This is a genomic window from Priestia sp. TGN 0903, assembly GCF_050846855.1.
In the GTDB taxonomy this organism is placed as follows: domain Bacteria; phylum Bacillota; class Bacilli; order Bacillales; family Bacillaceae_H; genus Priestia; species Priestia zanthoxyli.
The window spans coordinates 57,191-75,737 of sequence record NZ_JBOZGL010000007.1; the positions used below are offsets into that span (position 1 = coordinate 57,191).

General features: G+C 39.1%; 24 protein-coding genes. 2 read left to right on the plus strand and 22 right to left on the minus strand.

All coding sequences use genetic code 11. The annotated features are described in order from the left end of the window. Positions 1-113: 113 nt before the first annotated feature. The 18 genes from ACRPLY_RS21590 to ACRPLY_RS21675 form a co-directional block, all read right to left on the minus strand. Positions 114-1,595, minus strand: a complete 1,482-nt coding sequence (locus ACRPLY_RS21590) for a spore germination protein (protein WP_033579733.1) — start codon at positions 1,593-1,595, stop codon at positions 114-116. Next, the gene (locus ACRPLY_RS21595; protein WP_014458304.1) at positions 1,588-2,154 is read right to left on the minus strand and encodes a stage V sporulation protein AE; all 567 of its coding nucleotides are present in this window, start codon (positions 2,152-2,154) and stop codon (positions 1,588-1,590) included. Before ACRPLY_RS21595 ends, ACRPLY_RS21590 begins: the two co-directional genes overlap by 8 nt. A 6-nt stretch (positions 2,155-2,160) precedes the next feature. Beyond that, the gene (gene spoVAE, locus ACRPLY_RS21600) at positions 2,161-2,511 is read right to left on the minus strand and encodes a stage V sporulation protein AE (RefSeq protein WP_013059069.1); all 351 of its coding nucleotides are present in this window, start codon (positions 2,509-2,511) and stop codon (positions 2,161-2,163) included. Further along, positions 2,499-3,530 carry a stage V sporulation protein AD gene (gene spoVAD, locus ACRPLY_RS21605; protein ID WP_028411544.1) on the minus strand — a complete coding sequence of 344 codons (1,032 nt, stop codon included), beginning with the start codon at positions 3,528-3,530 and terminating at the stop codon, positions 2,499-2,501. The genes spoVAE and spoVAD overlap by 13 nt, the downstream gene beginning before the upstream one ends. A gap of 13 nt (positions 3,531-3,543) precedes the next feature. After that, positions 3,544-4,005 (minus strand): stage V sporulation protein AC, encoded by a 462-nt coding sequence (gene spoVAC, locus ACRPLY_RS21610; RefSeq protein ID WP_028411545.1) that lies wholly within the window; start codon positions 4,003-4,005, stop codon positions 3,544-3,546. An 18-nt stretch (positions 4,006-4,023) separates the two neighbouring features. Further along, positions 4,024-4,446: a stage V sporulation protein AB gene (locus ACRPLY_RS21615; protein WP_014458301.1), complete on the minus strand. Its 423-nt coding sequence runs from the start codon at positions 4,444-4,446 to the stop codon at positions 4,024-4,026. Next, a complete protein-coding gene (locus tag ACRPLY_RS21620; protein WP_028411546.1) occupies positions 4,436-5,056 on the minus strand; it encodes a stage V sporulation protein AA in 621 nt (206 codons plus the stop codon). Before ACRPLY_RS21620 ends, ACRPLY_RS21615 begins: the two co-directional genes overlap by 11 nt. Before the next feature lie 161 nt (positions 5,057-5,217). Further along, complete coding sequence (gene sigF / locus ACRPLY_RS21625) at positions 5,218-5,979, minus strand: RNA polymerase sporulation sigma factor SigF (protein ID WP_013059074.1); 762 nt, start codon at positions 5,977-5,979, stop codon at positions 5,218-5,220. Between the two features lie 12 nt (positions 5,980-5,991). Then, on the minus strand, positions 5,992-6,435 hold the full coding sequence (gene spoIIAB / locus ACRPLY_RS21630) for an anti-sigma F factor (protein WP_013084935.1): 444 nt from the start codon (positions 6,433-6,435) through the stop codon (positions 5,992-5,994). Then, positions 6,435-6,785: an anti-sigma F factor antagonist gene (gene spoIIAA, locus ACRPLY_RS21635; RefSeq protein WP_014458299.1), complete on the minus strand. Its 351-nt coding sequence runs from the start codon at positions 6,783-6,785 to the stop codon at positions 6,435-6,437. Before spoIIAA ends, spoIIAB begins: the two co-directional genes overlap by 1 nt. Before the next feature lie 102 nt (positions 6,786-6,887). Continuing rightward, the gene (locus ACRPLY_RS21640) at positions 6,888-8,054 is read right to left on the minus strand and encodes a D-alanyl-D-alanine carboxypeptidase family protein (RefSeq protein WP_033579732.1); all 1,167 of its coding nucleotides are present in this window, start codon (positions 8,052-8,054) and stop codon (positions 6,888-6,890) included. 116 nt (positions 8,055-8,170) lie between these two features. Further along, entirely contained in the window at positions 8,171-9,001 is an 831-nt protein-coding gene (locus ACRPLY_RS21645) for a purine-nucleoside phosphorylase (RefSeq protein ID WP_028411548.1), read from the minus strand. 16 nt (positions 9,002-9,017) lie between these two features. Next, on the minus strand, positions 9,018-10,199 hold the full coding sequence (gene deoB, locus ACRPLY_RS21650; RefSeq protein ID WP_028411549.1) for a phosphopentomutase: 1,182 nt from the start codon (positions 10,197-10,199) through the stop codon (positions 9,018-9,020). Positions 10,200-10,396: 197 nt separating this feature from the next. After that, positions 10,397-11,290, minus strand: coding sequence for a site-specific tyrosine recombinase XerD (gene xerD, locus ACRPLY_RS21655; RefSeq protein WP_165635160.1), 894 nt, complete (start codon positions 11,288-11,290; stop codon positions 10,397-10,399). Positions 11,291-11,296: 6 nt separating this feature from the next. Beyond that, complete coding sequence (locus ACRPLY_RS21660) at positions 11,297-11,524, minus strand: YqzK family protein (RefSeq protein WP_013059081.1); 228 nt, start codon at positions 11,522-11,524, stop codon at positions 11,297-11,299. A gap of 195 nt (positions 11,525-11,719) precedes the next feature. Then, entirely contained in the window at positions 11,720-12,172 is a 453-nt protein-coding gene (locus tag ACRPLY_RS21665; RefSeq protein ID WP_013059082.1) for a Fur family transcriptional regulator, read from the minus strand. Between the two features lie 112 nt (positions 12,173-12,284). Beyond that, the gene (gene spoIIM / locus ACRPLY_RS21670; protein WP_014458293.1) at positions 12,285-12,929 is read right to left on the minus strand and encodes a stage II sporulation protein M; all 645 of its coding nucleotides are present in this window, start codon (positions 12,927-12,929) and stop codon (positions 12,285-12,287) included. A gap of 534 nt (positions 12,930-13,463) precedes the next feature. Further along, a complete protein-coding gene (locus ACRPLY_RS21675; RefSeq protein WP_028411551.1) occupies positions 13,464-14,015 on the minus strand; it encodes an NUDIX hydrolase in 552 nt (183 codons plus the stop codon). A gap of 71 nt (positions 14,016-14,086) precedes the next feature. On the opposite strand from ACRPLY_RS21675, the gene mciZ reads away from it, so the two are divergent. Both mciZ and ACRPLY_RS21685 read left to right on the plus strand, forming a co-directional pair. Then, positions 14,087-14,254, plus strand: coding sequence for a Z-ring formation inhibitor MciZ (gene mciZ / locus ACRPLY_RS21680; RefSeq protein WP_033579730.1), 168 nt, complete (start codon positions 14,087-14,089; stop codon positions 14,252-14,254). Between the two features lie 93 nt (positions 14,255-14,347). Continuing rightward, positions 14,348-15,265 (plus strand): aldo/keto reductase, encoded by a 918-nt coding sequence (locus ACRPLY_RS21685; protein ID WP_325077392.1) that lies wholly within the window; start codon positions 14,348-14,350, stop codon positions 15,263-15,265. Between the two features lie 27 nt (positions 15,266-15,292). On the opposite strand, the gene ACRPLY_RS21690 is transcribed toward ACRPLY_RS21685, so the two are convergent. From ACRPLY_RS21690 to ACRPLY_RS21705, 4 genes are all read right to left on the minus strand, one after another. Continuing rightward, positions 15,293-15,541, minus strand: a complete 249-nt coding sequence (locus ACRPLY_RS21690) for a YqkE family protein (protein ID WP_033579729.1) — start codon at positions 15,539-15,541, stop codon at positions 15,293-15,295. 64 nt (positions 15,542-15,605) lie between these two features. Next, positions 15,606-16,274 carry a CoA transferase subunit B gene (locus ACRPLY_RS21695; RefSeq protein ID WP_028411554.1) on the minus strand — a complete coding sequence of 223 codons (669 nt, stop codon included), beginning with the start codon at positions 16,272-16,274 and terminating at the stop codon, positions 15,606-15,608. A gap of 20 nt (positions 16,275-16,294) precedes the next feature. After that, positions 16,295-16,984: a CoA transferase subunit A gene (locus ACRPLY_RS21700; protein ID WP_028411555.1), complete on the minus strand. Its 690-nt coding sequence runs from the start codon at positions 16,982-16,984 to the stop codon at positions 16,295-16,297. A 238-nt stretch (positions 16,985-17,222) separates the two neighbouring features. Continuing rightward, complete coding sequence (locus ACRPLY_RS21705; protein ID WP_028411556.1) at positions 17,223-18,410, minus strand: acetyl-CoA C-acetyltransferase; 1,188 nt, start codon at positions 18,408-18,410, stop codon at positions 17,223-17,225. Positions 18,411-18,547: the final 137 nt, after the last annotated feature.

Consider the following 18,547-nt stretch of genomic DNA (forward strand, 5'->3'; position numbering starts at 1 on the left):
TGTAAAAAAGACAGTTAACGGCAATTCGCTGCTAACTGTCTAAATATTTATTATTTTCCATATTTAAAACAAATCTATCACATCTTCATACAGGTTTCAACCACATATTTTGTTTAAGGTTTTGCAGGCTGGCGGTCTTTATCCTGCGGATGCACAATACTAGGTCGCGGATTCGCTCCAGGAACCGGTGTGCGGATGAGAATCTGCCACAAAGCCTGCGGATTAAATGGAAGAAACGGCCACAAATAAGGCGTATTTAATGATTTTAGTCGCGCCATGTAGAGAATGATACACGTTGTCGCAATAAGAAACCCTGGAGTATGAAAGGCCGCCACGAAAATTAACAGAAACAATCGCAGCATTTTATTTGCTACCGCTAACTCATAGCTTGGCGTCGCGAATGAACCAATTGCTGCAATAGCCACATACAAAATAACCTCGGGAACAAAAAGACCTACATCAATAGCAATTTGCCCAATAAGCGCAGCGGCAATCAAGCCCATCGCCGTGGCAAGCGGCGTCGGCGTATGAATGGCCGCCATCCTCAGAAATTCAATCCCAAAATCAGCTAAGAAAATTTGAACAACAGTTGGAATATTTGTTTCTTCGTTTGGCCCAATAAATTGCAATTTTGACGGCAGCAAGTCTGGCTCAAGTACAAATAACAGCCATAACGGTAATAAGAAAAGAGAAGCAAGAATTCCTAAAAACCGTATCCAGCGGATAAACGTACCGACAGAAGGAGCCTGCCTGTATTCTTCCGCATGCTGCACGTGATGAAACAGCGTAGTTGGCGTAATAATAACGCTTGGAGACGTATCGGTAATAATGATCACATGCCCTTCCAGTACATGAGCTGCTGCTGTGTCCGGACGTTCTGTATAGCGTACCATTGGAAAAGGATTAATTCCTTGTTTGACTAAAAACTCTTCAATTGATTTGTCAGCCATCGGCAAACCATCTATATCAATTGCTTCCAGTTCATCTTTTATCAGTTTAACCAGCCCTGGATCAGCTACGCCATTTATGTACCCAATCGCTACGTCCAGTTTTGATCGTTCGCCTACCTTCATAATTTCAAAACGAAATCTTCCGTCACGAATTCGTCTTCTTGTTAACGCTGTATTGATAATGATGTTTTCAGTGTATCCATCTCGTGCTCCGCGAATCACTTTCTCTGTATCCGCTTCTTCAGGGGATCTGCCAGGATATGTACGCACATCGACTTCAAAGCCAACTTCTTCACCGTCAATTAAAACGAATAGCAGTCCTGATAAAACCGATACCATTCCATCATCCAGCGTCTTTAAAGGCTTGACTTGCTGATGAATAAGACGGTTTTCAACAATATCCTTTAGCTTTGCTCGTTCAACTTCATTATCATTAATTTGAATGAGTACTTTTGCAATTTCAATAATAAATGAACTATCACACAGCCCCGTTACGTAGTAAATATGAACTTCTCGATCCAAAATAAGCAGTTTACGTACGCCCACATCAAAGCTTGTGTTCATACTAGCGTTTTCCTTGAACCACTGATCGTTTTTTTGCACTTTTGAAAAAATAGCTGTTTTCTTCTCTGCTAGCTTACCCAAACGAACCGCTCCTTTCTAAAATAAGTCTTGCTGCTTTTTCAGTAATAGGACATCCCAGTTTGACATCATCCATCCTAGCCATTTTGCCGATATCTCCTATTCCTACAACTAAGGGAATATCGAGCTGATCCAAGCAGTAAACTGTATCTCCATTAATTCGTCCGACTTCTAACTCTTGAATTCCGCTTTTATCCACGCCGTAATGCGATATTTCCCCAAAACGATCAATGGTCACATCCACTCTTGTCCATTCGCTTTGATGAGTACGTGATGCAACGGCAATCACTCCAAGAACTTCTACTTGAGGATGCTTTGCTACATGCAGCAAAGCAATTTCCCCAGGTCCTTCCTCTAAGAAACCGCTATCGTCGAACATCACAAAGACGGGATCATATGGTGCTTGAAGAATTAAATCTACCGTTTGACTCCCTGTTAACGTAGTAGGGTTTCCATATGACCTCGAAATGCACCTGCCACCAACCGATTTAGCTACATGCTCAATTGCTTTGCGCGCATATTCATCGCCATCGGTTACAATAATGATCCTTCTTTTCTTCATAATCTTTTATCCTTTCGGTTTAAAGATTAACGCGATAATAAAAGCAAATAAAATAGCTGCTGAAATTCCAGCGGAGGTAAGTTCAAAAATCCCAATCCCAATCCCGATAAATCCATGGTCATCCGCTTGCTTCATCGCTCCGTGCAACAAGGAATGACCAAAGCTTGTAATTGGAACCGTCGCTCCGGCGCCAGCAAATTCAATCAACTTATCATAAAGACCAAATCCATCTAAAATCGCTCCCGCAACTACAAACGAACTCATAACATGCGCTGGAGTAAGTTTAGCAAGATCCAGCAGCAGCTGCCCAATAACGCAAATGATTCCTCCTACAGCAAAAGCTATTACATACTCCATTGATCATCCCCCTCCCCGATATGTTCTAAGACGACGCCATGAGCAATTGTTGGAATTGACTCTTTTTGCTGAATCATCGTTGGACTTAAAAGAGCTCCTGTTGCCACCATAAACACTTTCTTTAAGTTTCCCGATTTTAATTCATTTAAAATATGACCATACGTGACAATAGCCGAGCAGCCGCAGCCGCTTCCTCCTGCAAATACATTTTGGTCGGGGCGATATACCATTAATCCGCAATCATTATGATTGGTTGATATATCGTAGCCTTCGTCCTTGAGCAGCTGTTTTAAAATTGGACTGCCTACACCAGATAAATCTCCTGTTAAAATAAGATCATACTCGCTTGGCGCGACGTTTAAGTCTTCCAAATGCCTTTGAATGGTATCCGCAGCAGCTGGTGCCATAGCAGAACCCATATCGTTTGCGTTTTTAATCCCATAATCCATTACACGCCCAATCGTTGCAGACGTGAGACGCACAATACCTTTTTCTTTCGAGACCAGCGCTGCCCCTGCTCCCGTAATAGTTGCCGTTGCCGTATCTGGTTTTTGTCCTCCGTACTCGGTAGGATTTCGAAATTGGCGCTCAGCGGTTGCGTTATGACTGCTCGCTGATGCAATAACACGATTAGCAAATCCCGCATCCACAAGAGCTGCCCCTGTTGCCAGCGTTTCCATTGATGTGGAGCAAGCGCCAAACATGCATAGAAATGGAATTTGGTTATGTCGAGCTACAAAATTAGCCGTTACGTTTTGATTTAATAAATCTCCAGCCAAAAACAAATCAATGTCTTCATAGGATAAATTTATTTTTTGCAAGCAGGAGTCAATGGACTCCGTCATCAGTCTTCTTTCAGCTAACTCCCAGTTGTCTTCTTCACAGTGCAAATCTTTATGTGTAATATCAAATGTTTCTCCCAACGGTCCATCTGCTTCTTTTGGCCCTACGGCTGTTCCTGTAGCATTAATGTAAATAGGATTTTCATAAACCCACGTTTGCTTTCCAGTTTTTCTCATAATCCCCCTCTTTTCATAGCAAATAAGTTTTAAAAAGGTAGCGAATGATTCCTACAACGTAAGCCGAAACCGTTCCAAATACAATGACGTTTCCAGCCAGCTTGAACATGTTGGTCGCAACTCCGAGAACAATTCCTTCACTTCGATGTTCAAGCGCTGCACTCGTCATGGAATTGGCAAAACCCGTAACAGGAACGGCTGAACCTGCACCTGCGAATTGACCAATACGATCATATATCCCAAACCCGGTTAAGAGCGCAGATATTAAAATAAGGGTTGCGACGGTAGGATTACCTGCATTTTTTTCATTAAAGTCAAAAAATGCAATATAGAAATTTTGAATTGCCTGTCCTAATGTACAAATGATTCCCCCTACCAAAAAGGCCTTTAGGCAATTTGCCACATATGAAGGTTTAGGCTGAAATGGTTTAATGCTTTCTTGATAGTTATCTTTTAATTTTTGATTATTTGCCACGTTACATACATCCTTTTCTTATTGATTAACAAAATAAATCCAATGAAATAATGACCCGCATACTTTGCCTAGTACAATGGCCATTAACAATAAAATTAGCTTGCCTTCCATTCCTATTCGTTTCGTTAACGTCGGTAATACATTAAGCACTTCTGTTAACGCTGCTGCCAGCATCCCAATAAAAATACCGCTCGTTAGACCTATGATCATAATAAGCACCGCAGGAAACTGCCACGTGTATTGATGAAGACTGCACCAACCGCCTGTAACGGCACCACCTACGACTCCCCACTCATATGCTTGAATGTATTTCATGGTTTTGGTCAGCTGCATCAAACGCGGAATAATGCCCAGCACCGTTAAAAATGCTACAAACCCAGCACCTGCAGCCAATCCTCCCGCAAGTCCAATTACAATGGTCATCACAATGTTAATGATCATCAATTTTTTTCATACTTTCTTTATTCTCGTGCATAATGACGTATTGATCTAAGTCTTGCTGGTAATTAAACATTTCGACTTCGAGAGGACTAGGCTCTTCATTAATTCGTTTTCTAAAGACGTGGTTAAAAAACAGAATCATTCCCAACCCTAAACCGATAGAGTAAGGCACTTGAATCAGCAAAGGCTGCTTATCTCTCAGACCGGTCAGCATATAGAACAATTTTTGATGTACTTGTCTCATACTCACATCTTCGTGAAAGTTCATAATTGCTAAAGCAGCTCCGATGAAGAGAAGAAACCAAACAGCTAGAAAAAACAAAAAGGAATATTGTCTCTTTTTATACACGACCTCTACAATTGTTTGAGCGGGTCCAATCGTCTGAATGTCTAAGTGCGGATACTGAGAGGCAACTTTTTCAATTACCTTCATTAAATCAACAATGATAATATTTCGATCACTCATACTTACTTGATAGACAATTAGCTTTTCAATTTGCTTTTGAACAGAATCTCCTGCTATAACCATTGCTAATTGTCCAATATTTACAGCTTCATCAGGTTTTACTTGAATACGATGCCTCATTTTAAGATAAAGAACGTTTTCCATTCATATCACACCTTACGATTCATTATCTCCCTGTACGTGTAGTATGGATTTTCTTAAATTTTCTAATTCACGTTTCTGAACAGACCATTAATTACCAAATAAAAAAAGCAATCCGTTTCACTATTCTTCTTTGAATAGCAAAACGGATTGCTTCTTAAGTATTACGTATCATTCATATGCAGCTTCATTTGTTTTAAGATTTTCTTCTCAAGCCTCGATACCTGAACCTGAGAAATTCCCAGCCTTGCGGCCACTTCGGACTGAGTTTGATCTTTGTAATACCTCAAATAGACAATGAGCTTTTCACGCTCATCAAGTTCTTCAATTGCTTCTTTTAAAGCAATTTTATCAAACCACTTCGCTTCCGTATGATCAGCAATTTGGTCAAGAAGGGTAATTGGATCTCCATCATTTTCATAGACGGTCTCGTGAATAGACGAAGGAGCACGATTAGCTTCTTGAGCCAGCACTACTTCTTCAGGAGTGAGATCCAAATGTTCTGCAACCTCAGCGACTGTAGGGACGCGTCCAAGCAATTTGGAAAGCTCATCTTTTGCTTTACGTATTTTATTGCTCATTTCTTTCAGAGAACGGCTAACCTTTACCGTGCCATCATCACGAATAAACCGCTGAATTTCACCAATAATCATCGGAACAGCATATGTTGAAAATTTAACATCATACGATAGGTCAAATTTATCAACGGACTTTAATAGTCCTATACATCCAATTTGAAATAAATCATCGGGCTCATAACCACGGTTAATAAAACGTTGAACAACCGACCAAACGAGCCGCATATTTTTTTGGACGATTGTATCTCGTGCAATTTGATCACCTTGCTGACTGCGCTTGATGAGGTCTTTAACTTCATGATCCTTTAAATACGGTTCGTTTTTATTTTTTTTGACCTCCACATCCATTGGCAAGTCTCCTTAATTACATAGCGCTTTACTATTTGTTAAGTGCTTTTTTAAATATAAGGTCGTACCTTCTAATACAGTAGACTCTACTCGAATTTCGTCCATAAAGTTTTCCATTATGGTGAAACCCATTCCAGAGCGTTCTAGATCTGGTTTCGTTGTGTATAAAGGCTGCTTTGCTTCATCCACGTTATCGATACCAATTCCTTCATCACGAATCATCAGCTCCACTACACCGTCTTCATGAAGCGTCACAGAAATATATACCACACCGTCCGGATTGCTTTCGTAGCCGTGAATAATAGCATTTGTTACTGCTTCAGATACGACTGTTTTAATTTCTGTTAACTCATCCATTGTTGGATCTAACTGTGTAATAAATGATGCTACCGTGACACGGGCAAACGATTCATTTTGACTAAGCGCGGAAAATTGGAGGTTCATTTGATTTTTCATTATGCCACCCCCAATTTTTGAAGCGCGTTTTCTTCATTAGGTTCAAAACGAATAATTTTAAATAAGCCTGACATATTAAACAAACGTTCTACAGCGGGAGAAATAGCGCATACAACCATTTCCCCACCGTTATTATGAACTTGTTTGTATCTCCCTAAAATAACCCCCAACCCAGAGCTGTCCATAAAGGTTAAATGCTGTAGATTTAAAATCAAATGGCTGATAGATTCCTTCTCTATCGCTTGGGTGATTTTGCTTCTTAGCTCTTCTGCCGTATGATGATCTAATTCTCCTGTTAATCGAACCAACAAGACATCTTGTTTGAATTCCAATTCAATTGAAAGACTCACTATACAAACCTCCTCGGAAATCTTATAGTCAATCTTTCGCTGCCAACAGAATAGAATCCTTCTCACCGACAAAACTAGTTCTATTTCGTCACATTTAGCTGTTTAAGATGTTTGAGAGAAAATAGAGAACGTACGTTTAAATAGCTTCCACCAAGAAGCAGCATCGATATCTTCTTTTGCAAGAAGCGGTGAAGAACTCATTACTTTGTTATCCTTCTTAATGGTCAACGTTCCAATTTTGTCGCCTTTTTGAATAGGCGCATTTAACTTCTCGTTCATTTTCACTTCTGTTTTAACATCTTTGGCTGCATTTCCTTTTTTCAATAAAACAGAAATAGGCTCTGACGTAACGGCTGTTACCTGATCTTCACTACCCTTGTTTACATCTATCTTGGCAATAACGTCTCCTTTTTTGTATAAAGGCTTCGTTGTATATTGACTGAATGCGTAGTCTAACATTTTGGTTACTTGATTATTGCGATCTTTTGGCGTGCTTGCACCGAATACAACCGCTAACACACGCATATTTCCCTTTTTAGCGGTAGCTGTCAGGCAATACTTAGCTTGACCTGTAAATCCCGTTTTGAGTCCATCAACCCCGGGATAAAACTTCACTAAACGATTCGTATTTACTAACCAAAACTTCTTATCTGTATCCGTGCGTAAATAAGCTTCGTATTTACTTGTATAGTTAATAATTTTTTCATACTTTAGTAGCTCTCTGCCCATCATGGCCATATCATGAGCTGTACTATAGTGATTTTCTACAGGCAGGCCTGTCGGATTTTGAAATTTTGTATGAGTCAAACCAAGCTCTTTCGCTTTTTGGTTCATCTTTGCTACAAATTTTTCTTCTGATCCAGCTAAATATTCAGCCATTGCCATAGAAGCATCGTTACCAGAACCTATCGCAATCCCTTTTAGCAAATCATTTACCGTCATTTCTTCTCCGGGCTCTAAAAAGATTTGTGAGCCTCCCATTGAAGCGGCATATTCACTTGCTCGCACTTTATCTTTTAAGGTAATTTTCCCTTTATCCAAAGCCTCCATAATTAAAATCATTGTCATAATTTTAGTCATACTGGCAGGGGGAAGTTCTTGATTACTATTTTTTTCGTATAGAATTTTTCCTGTATCCCGTTCAATTAAAATAGCTGACCTAGCACTGTCAGCAAGCTCAGAACTCTTTTTTTCTGCGGCTAAAACAGGTTGCGTCATAAGTGGAAATAAAAATATGACAACGAGTAACTTTACAATAGTTCGCTTCATCTCCACAAACCTCCATTCTTTATACAACCTATTTTTTCCAAGGTATAATCGATTTATACTAAACGAAATAAAAAAAGCATCGAGAAATTCTCGATGCTTGAAGTCATATTTTCTTCTTATTTTTGATCAGCTGGAAGTTGCTTTACTACTTCTTTTACAAGCGATAAAAACTGCTGTTTTACTTTTTCAGTCGTTTCAATCACTTCTTCATGATTTAAGGGCTGATCTAAAATACCAGCTGCCATATTAGAAATACAAGAAATACCCAGTACTTTCATACCTGCATGGCGTGCTACAATAACTTCTGGTACTGTAGACATACCGACCGCGTCTCCCCCGATAATGCGAAGCATTCGTACTTCAGCAGGCGTTTCATATGTTGGACCTGTATTTCCTACATATACACCTTCTTGTAAGGCGATATTTAAATCAGCTCCTACTTTCTTCGCTAATTGACGAAGGTCCTTGCAGTAAGCAGTTGACATATCCGGGAATCTTACGCCAAAATCAGAGTCATTAGGTCCAATCAAAGGGTTCGTTCCAAAGTTATTAATATGATCAGAAATAATCATTAAGTCTCCTGGATTAAAGGATTCGTTTACTCCGCCTGCTGCATTCGTTACAATCAACGTTTCTACACCGATTTCTTTCATTACGCGCACTGGAAATGTTACTTTATCAAGGGCGTACCCTTCATAAAAGTGAAAACGTCCTTGCATAGCTACAACCGGTACGTCATGAATGGTGCCAATGACTAATTGACCAGCGTGACCTTCAACTGTTGAAACCGGGAACTCAGGAATGTCGTTGTACGGAATTTTTACCGCGCCTTCAATTTCGTCAGCTAATACCCCTAGTCCAGAACCTAAAATAAGACCAATGGTTGGTGTAACAGCTGATTGATTTTTAATATATGCTGCTGCTTTTTCGATATATTCTTTTTTCATACTCCATTCCCCCTGCTTAATTCAGCTCTTGTAAAAAACTTTTTCCATGCTTAGGCATTGCTACGCCAAAATTTTCTGCTACCGTTGCGCCAATATCCGCAAACGTTTGACGAATAGAAAGTTCTTTTCCTTCTTTCATGCCTTTATTGTACACAAGAAGCGGCACGTATTCACGCGTATGGTCTGTCCCATGATGAACAGGGTCATTTCCATGATCCGCTGTAATAATCAATAAATCATCTTCTTTTAATAAATCGAATACTTCTTCCAAGCGTGCATCATATTCTTCAAGCGCTTGCCCATATCCTTGTGGATCGCGGCGATGGCCATAGAGAGCATCAAAATCAACTAAATTTAAGAAGCTTAAGCCTGTGAAGTCCATGTTTAATGTATCAACTAGCTTATCCATGCCGTCCATATTCGACTTGGTACGAAGAGATTTTGTGACCCCTTCTCCGTCGTAAATATCAGAAATTTTACCGATAGCAATAACATCGATGTCATTGTCTTTTAATTCATTCATTACTGTACGTCCAAAAGGCTTTAATGCATAGTCATGACGATTGGATGTACGAGTGAAGTTACCTGGTTCACCTAAAAACGGGCGAGCAATAACACGTCCAATCATATATGGATCATCAAGCGTTAATTCACGAGCAATCTCACAAATTTTGTACAATTCATCAATTGGAACAATTTCTTCATGAGCAGCAATTTGCAAAACAGAATCCGCTGATGTATAGACGATTAAGTCACCTGTTTCCATATGCTGCTTTCCTAACTCATCTAAAATTTCTGTACCAGATGCTGGTTTGTTCCCAATAATTTTACGGCCTGTTTTTTCTTCTAATTGTGAAATCAGCTCTTCTGGAAATCCGTCTGGAAACACATTAAAAGGCGTATCAATATTAAGGCCCATAATTTCCCAATGACCTGTCATTGTATCTTTTCCGGCAGAAGCTTCCTGCATCTTTGTATAGTAAGCGAGCGGCTTTTCGGCTTTATCAATTCCTTTAATTTCACGGATATTGCTTAGACCAAGCTTAGCCATATTAGGCATATGAAGACCGTTGCAGTGCTCTGCAATATGACCAAACGTATCGGCACCTTTATCATTGTATTTTTCAGCATCCGGTGATTCACCGATACCTACTGAATCCATTACAACTAAAAATACGCGTTTATATGTATGCGCCATTTTATTCCCTCCAAATATCAATTTATTTATTCTCTATAAAATTCCCGTTTGGAAATAATTTAACCATCTTCTCTTATTGGTCAGAAGTCTGACCTCTCTATTAGTATAGACGCTTTTTATTTTTTTGTACACAGGAATGAAAGTGTTTTCAATCAAAAAAACCAATGTCTATGAACTTACTGGACATTGGGATCTTCCTACGCTCGCGGGTGAAACTGATTGTATACATCTTTTAAACGAGCTTTTGTGACATGTGTATAAATTTGAGTGGTCGAAATATCCGCATGCCCGAGCATTTCTTGAACGGCTCTCAAATCCGCGCCGTTCTCTAACAAATGAGTAGCAAACGAATGCCGTAACGTATGTGGAGTTAATTCTTTTTCAATTTTTGCTTCAGAAGCTAACTTTTTTAATATTTTCCAAAACCCCTGCCTTGTCAAGCGCCTTCCATGATGATTAACAAAAAGTGCTTTGTCCTGTTCCTTTTGCTTTGTTAAAATACTCCGGCCATGCTGTAAGTACTCTTCAATCGCCTCTGTTGCCAACCTTCCGATGGGGACAATTCTTTCTTTATTCCCTTTTCCGATACACCGAATAAATCCCATCGTCAAATGTGCATCATCAATATTTAAGTTAACGAGTTCAGATACACGAATTCCAGTAGCATAAAGCAATTCAAGCATCGCTTTGTCTCGTATGCCAAAAGGCGTCGAAGTATCAAACACATTTAACAGCGCCTCTACTTCCTCTGCATTTAGCACTTTTGGCAGCTTGCGCTCAAGCTGCGGAGTATCAATATGAACGGATGGATCTGTATCCGCTGATTTTTCCCTTAGTAAGAATTGATGAAAAGATCTAGTTGAAGCTACATGTCTCGCAATCGTTTTAGATGATTTTTGCTGATCACTTAAATATTTCAGAAAATTAACGATGTGGAGTCTTGTTACTTCATTAAATGATTTCAGCTGCTCTACATGCTCTAAATATTGAGCATACTTTTTTAAATCTCGTTCATACGAATCAATCGTATTTTTCGCCAGTCCCCGCTCTACTACTAAATAATGAATAAAATCTTGAATTTGATCATTCAATAGCCTCTACTCCCCGTTTTGATAAAACATAAATAAACGCTCCAGCCACGTCTGATCTTTGTTCACACTTGCTTGCATGACCTTAACTGCTGAACCCGACGGCTCATCATAACGTTTATAATTTTGATACTCTTGAGATACCCATATCATTCCAAAATAAAACAAAAGAGTAAACCCGGTAAATAAGATAAATACTTTACATGTATTATATACCATTTCAGCCCATGATTTCATGAAACAATTCCTCCAATTTTTGATTCTATTAGAAGATATGCCAATTGGGACAGGTTTTATACATGTTTCTTGCCTTTATACGCTGAGTTCTCTCCTTGTCATTTCCTTCCTTTCTATAAAACCATATAGCTTGTAACCTCTTTATTTTTTCTATTTATGTACAACAAAAAACCTTCTCCATTATGGAAAAGGCTTTTACTGCTTGTCTTCTTTATCCTGACAGCGATGGCAAATGCCATGAAATGTCAAGCGGTGATCTTTAATTTTAAAATTCCATTGCTTTTCCACAATTTCTTCAACGTCTTCAAGCAAATCTTCTTGAATTTCGTCCACAGATCCACATTCCATACACACAAGGTGATGATGAAAGTGTGCGGCTCCTTCTTGTCTTAAATCGTAGCGAGAAACGCCATCGCCAAAGTTTATTTTATCAACAATTTTAAGTTCAGTTAACAATTCTAACGTACGATAAACAGTTGCCAATCCAATTTCCGGAGACTTTTCCTTGACGAGGAGATATACATCTTCGGCACTTAAATGATCCTCTTCATGTTCAAGAAGTACTCTTACAGTCGCCTCACGTTGAGGTGTCAATTTATAGCTAGCTGAGTGCAACTGCTGCTTAATTCGCTCAATTCGACTTTCCATAATTATTCCCTCCCTCGCCATTCACTAATCCATTATATCAGATGTGTCGAGGGTGTCAAAATAAAGTTATTCTTAATAAGAAAAAAGAATTCTTTTTATTTAATACTTATTCTTACTTATTTAATAGAGCCATTACACTTTTCATTAAAGTAGGTGATACATAAGCTTCAACTGTAGCTGCACAGGCAACCAAGCATACCATTGCAATCATCGTGCCGCTATAGCGTAAAAAGGATGCAGAAATAGGCTCCGCTGCTTTTTTAAAAAACTGCTGCCGCACAAGCTTCAAAGAAAAGGCAACTGAAGCTGCAGACAGAATCAGAAATGCCGGTATGAGAAAGATATTTTGCGGCATAACAGATACAAAAGATAGCGCAAACCCAGAGAGTCCCATTTGATTGACTAAAAAGCCTACGGTAAAACCAATCACCATTCCTTTTAAAAACAGCAGAATTAACACTACAGGCAAACCAATAATAGCAATTCCTAGTATCCAAATGAGCCCTAAGTATTTAACATTGTGAAAAAAACTTTGCTGAAACATTTCAACGCTGCTTGCTACTTCCCCACTCTTTACCTGTCCGAAAAACCGGTTTAAATAGAAGTACAGGTCTTCTTTTTGATCAAGCGTCAAACTATTTACAACAATAGCCCCAAAAATGATTCCCATTAAAAACAGCACGGTTACAAATAAATAAATAGAACTGTTTTCTTGAAAATGTCTTGCATACGATAATGGCAATTGTTTTTTTCTCATCGTCTTCCTCCTATTAATCGCTTAATAGAGTGTATGATAGAGTACAAAAACTATGCCAAGAATCTTTTAAATCTATCACATAAAAAAGAGATTAAGACATAATGAAATTAATCTAATCTAAATAAGAACAAATGAGATAGTATGGATAGCTTGTGACACCGCTGTTGATTTTCATGCAAGGCTTCGCTTTCCGCGGGCGGCCGGCGAGCCTCCTCGTCGCGTACGCTCCTGCGGGGTCTCACCTATTCCGCTTTTCCCGCAGGAGTCTTCGCCTTGACCTCCAATCAACCGCTAGAACCAACTACATAAATGAAAGCTACGTTCACCATCAACTTAAAAAAAATCCGAACGAATTTGATTCTAAATCAATAATCTCTATTTATCGTTCGGATTTTTCTTCAACTAATATATGGTTGTCACAAATTTTTTAAGCTAGAGATACGCGCATGCCTGTTTTTTCTCACATCAAATGACGTTTCAATGTAAACCTCTAAATTGCTAGATTGCCGTACGTATGTAAAAGAAAAAACTCTCTTACTCTCCTAATCCGCTTTTTAACTGTAAGTACTGCACAGCATATGCTGTTTTTGCATCGTAAATTTCTTTGTTTTGAATAAGAGTAAGGGCCTCATCTACAGTAACTTCCATCACTTCAACAAATTCATCTTCGTCCAATTCCGCTTTGGTGGTCATCACTTTTAAATCTTCTGCTAAATAAACGTGAACCAACTCATCTGCAAAACCTGGCGATGTATAAAAAGAAATAATATGGCTAAGGGAATCTGTTGTATAGCCCGTTTCTTCTTCTAACTCACGTTTTGCCGTTACAATCGGCTCTTCTCCTTTTTCTAGCTTTCCGGCTGGAATTTCCACTAAAATACGATCCATCGGTCTGCGATACTGTTTGACCATAACCATTTTATGATCACTTGTTAACGCAATGACAGCGACAGCTCCAGGATGCTTAACTACTTCTCTTGTACTCGTTTTTCCGTTCGGAAGCTCTACTTCTTCTAAGTACAAATCAATCACTCTGCCTCCAAACAGCTTTTCAGATGACCGCATTTTTTCTGTTAAATGATCCATTTTCTCCACCTCGTTCTATTTTTTTGACTCTTACATATATTCTATCATACGAATCTTGGGAGGTAGAAAAAATGAAAGTTTATGTTCACGAGAAGCAAATCATTTTAGTCGGTAAAGCATGGGAAATTAAGCAAAAGTTAAAAGAATACGGCGAACAATTTCAGTATGTTGATGAGTGGACGAACGCTATCTCTCAAAATTTTAATTCTTACAAACAACAAGCAGACTGCAGACACTAATTGTGCTGCAGTTTTTTAATCTTCTTATTTGAGTTTCCCTCTATCATAGCGCTACAATAGATAGAAGCAAGTAAAAAATAAGGAGTGGCATATATGGAAAAAAGACGCTTAGGTACTTCAGATTTGCTGGTCAGTACATTAGGTTTAGGATGCATGTCTCTTGGCACGGAACAGAAACACGCTGTCAATATGATTGATGAAGCTCTGGAATATGGCATTAATTATTTTGATACAGCAGATTTATATGACTTTGGCTTAAACGAGGAGTTTGTGGGACAAGCTTTAAAAAACCGCAGACATGATATTGTTTTAGCCACAAAAGTAGGAAATCGCTGGAATGATGCAAAAGACAGCTGGACATGGGATCCGTCTAAATCTTACATAAAAGATGAAGTAAAAGAAAGCCTGCGCCGGCTTCAAACGGATTACATCGATTTATATCAACTGCACGGAGGGACCGTTGAAGACAATATTGAAGAAACGATTGAAGCATTTGAAGAATTAAAACAAGAAGGCGTCATTCGCTACTATGGTATTTCATCTATCCGCCCGAATGTGATTCGAGAGTATGTGCAAAACTCTTCTATTGTCAGTGTCATGATGCAATACAGCTTGTTAGACAGACGTCCTGAAGAAAGTGCACTTCCTCTTTTGCATGATAACGGCATTAGCGTTGTAGCCAGAGGTCCAGTAGCCAAAGGGCTGCTAACCGAAAACGGAGAGCAAAAGCTTGCTGCATTCGAAGGTAAGGGATACTTAGACTATAGCGGTACGGAATTATCAAAAACGATTGAAGCATTTCGTCACGTACGACCAAATCACTCTCTGAATTCAACTGCACTTCAATACTGTTTAGCTAATCCTGCGGTAGCCTCAGTTGTAGCAGGAGCAAGCTCTTCTTCACAGCTTCGTGAAAACGTAAAGGCTGTCGAGACCTCCCCCCTACAGCCTACTGAAGTGAACAAACTGCACTCGATCTTTAAAGCAAACCAATATGAAGCTCATCGTTAAAAAATAAAAGCGCCTTTATCGGCGCTTTTATTTTTTAAATTCGGACCAGTTCATATCACTTTCATTTAACAGTTCTTCAAACGATTTATTTTTTTCTTTTTCTTTTCGAATTCGAGCAGCTTCTTTACGTTCTGTTTCTTTCTGCTCTTCTTCTTTTAAAGAAAGCGCCTGTTTTTTAGCCTGAAGCTGTTTTAATAAGCTATCATTTAGCTGATCTTTGATACTGAGCTGATCATTTTGTTTTTGTGCTGATTGTTTTTGCTTTTTTTTAGCCATCACAATTCCCCCGCTACTTTAATTGAGAGATATTGTATCATATTCTTGCTTTTGTTACCAAAAATCAAAATGCATCTAGTTTTACATGTTCATCAATGATTAGAGTTGGCTCTGTAGACTGTTGAATATCTTCTACCGTATAGCCTTTCGCTACTTCGACAAGTTTTAGGCCTTCTGCCGTAATGTCAATGACCGCTCGATCTGTAATAATACGATCTACTACCCCTTTTCCTGTCAGAGGGAGGGTGCACTCATTTAAGATTTTAGGTTGGTCTTTTCTCGTCACATGTTCCATAATAACAATGATGCGCTGCGCTCCATGAACTAAATCCATTGCACCGCCCATTCCTTTAATCATTTTTCCAGGAATCATCCAGTTAGCTAAGTCACCAGTTTTTGAGACTTCCATGCCTCCTAAAATCGCAATATTAATATGCCCTCCGCGAATCATGCCAAACGATTCAGCACTGTCGAAGTAAGAAGCCCCTTTTGTCGCCGTTACGGTTTCTTTACCTGCATTAATTAAATCAGGATCTACTTCTCCTTCTTTCGGATATGGTCCAATGCCTAACAGACCGTTTTCGGACTGAAGCACAACCGTTTTATTATCTGAGATATGATTAGCCACAAGCGTTGGAATACCAATTCCAAGGTTTACATAAAATCCGTCCAAAATTTCTTTTTCAGCACGTTTTGCAATTCGCTCTCTCACGTTCACGCCGTTTTCAATCATGAAAAATCTCTCCCCTTTTGTTATTTTTGAACGGTTAAACGCTCAATACGTTTTTCTTGTTCACCAATAATTAACGATTGAACATATACACTAGGTGTGTGGATAATATTTGGATCAAGTGAACCTGTTGGATGAAGTTCCTCTACTTCTGCTATCGTCACTTTTCCTGCTGCTGCAATCATTGGGCTGAAATTGCGCGCTGTCTTGTTATACACTAAATTCCCCATATGATCGGCTTTCCAAGCTCTAACCAAACTAAAATCAGCTTTTAACGCCTCTTCTAGTAAATATTCTTTCCCATCAAACACACGAACTTCTTTTCCTTCAGCAATGGGTGTTCCCACTCCCGCTGGTGTATAAAATGCAGGTATGCCCGCTCCGCCGGCGCGAATCTTTTCAGCTAGCGTGCCTTGAGGTAGCAATTCTACTTCAATTTCTCCTGACAATACTTGTCTTTCAAACTCTTTATTTTCTCCCACGTAAGAGCCAATCATCTTTTTAATTTGTTTGTTTTTCAGAAGCAGTCCAAGTCCCCAGTCGTCTACGCCGCAGTTATTTGAAATTACGGTTAAATCTTTTACCCCTGTTTCAACTAACGCTAAAATCAAATTCTCCGGAATTCCACATAAACCAAAACCACCGACCATCATCGTAGCACCGTCGTGAATATCTTTCACCGCTTCTTTAAACGACGTATGTACTTGTTTCATACATAACCACCCCTTCGTTATTTTTGAAAACGCTTTCTAATCTATTATAAAAGATTTTTATTTCTTTTTAAATATATATATAACTAAAAATTATAATTTAATCATTTTTTTGTCAAAAAAGTTATATTAGTAGACAAAATTCAAAGAAAAACAAAAACGCCACGAGTTCCAAAGCAGTATGTTTGGAATCTGTGGCGTTGTGATATAGCTTTAATGTTTGTTAAAGCTATATCAAAAATTAAGGACGTTCAACGATTGTTGCAACACCTTGGCCTCCGCCAATACATAACGTTGCTAAACCAAGTTTTGCGTCGCGTTTTTGCATTTCATGAATAAGTGAAACCAGGACACGTGTACCACTTGCACCAATAGGATGTCCAAGCGCAATTGCTCCACCGTTTACATTTAAAATATCATGGTTAAATTGAAGTTCACGATCCACAGCGATTGACTGTGCAGCGAATGCTTCGTTTGCTTCTACTAGTTGAACGTCTTCTAATGAAACAGCAGCTCTTTCAAGCGCCTTTTTCACTGCGCTTACAGGACCGATTCCCATAATGCTTGGGTCTACTCCAGCAGTTGCATTAGCTTTAATAGACACTAATGGTGTTAGGCCTAACTCGTCTGCTTTTTTACGGCTCATTACCACTACTGCAGCTGCACCGTCATTGATACCAGATGCATTACCAGCTGTTACTGAACCGTCTTTTTTGAAAGCTGGACGTAGCTTTCCTAGACTTTCAGCCGTTGTGCCTGCGCGTGGGAACTCATCTTGTTCAAAAATTGTTACTTGGCCTTTTCTTCCAGGCACTTCTACTGGCACAATTTCATCTGCGAAACGGCCAGATTGAATAGCTGCTTCTGCTTTTTGCTGACTTGAAGCTGCAAATGCATCTTGTTCGTCGCGAGTAATTTCATATTTATCACACAGGTTTTCAGCTGTAACGCCCATATGGTAGTCGTTAAATGCACACCATAATCCATCTTGGATCATGCTGTCGACTACTTTTTGATCGCCCATTTTAAACCCGTTGCGTGCATTTTTTAATAGGTATGGTGCTTGGCTCATGTTTTCCATTCCACCAGCAACAATCACATCAGCATCCCCAGCAAGAATCGCCTGTGTAGCGAGATGTACTGCTTTTAGTCCTGATCCGCATACTTTATTGATGGTTAATGCTGAAACAGTTTCAGGTAACCCTGCTGCTAAAGTTGCTTGTCGTGCTGGATTTTGTCCTAAACCTGCTTGTAAGACATTTCCCATAATAACTTCATCTACTTCGTTTGCTGATACCCCTGCTTTGTTTAAAGCTTCTTTGATTACAGTACCACCTAAAGTTGTTGCGGATACATTTTGTAAGCTTCCCCCAAAGCTGCCGATTGCTGTACGTACAGCGCTTACAATGACTACTTCTGTTTGACCCATGTCGAAAACCTCTCCTTACTGTTTGATTACTGTGATTAACTGTCACTTGTATTAATTTCGACATCGCTTGCGAAATTCCTCTTTTTTTGTAAAAATTTATAATTTTTATTGAATTTTAATTTTTTAGAATTAAAATA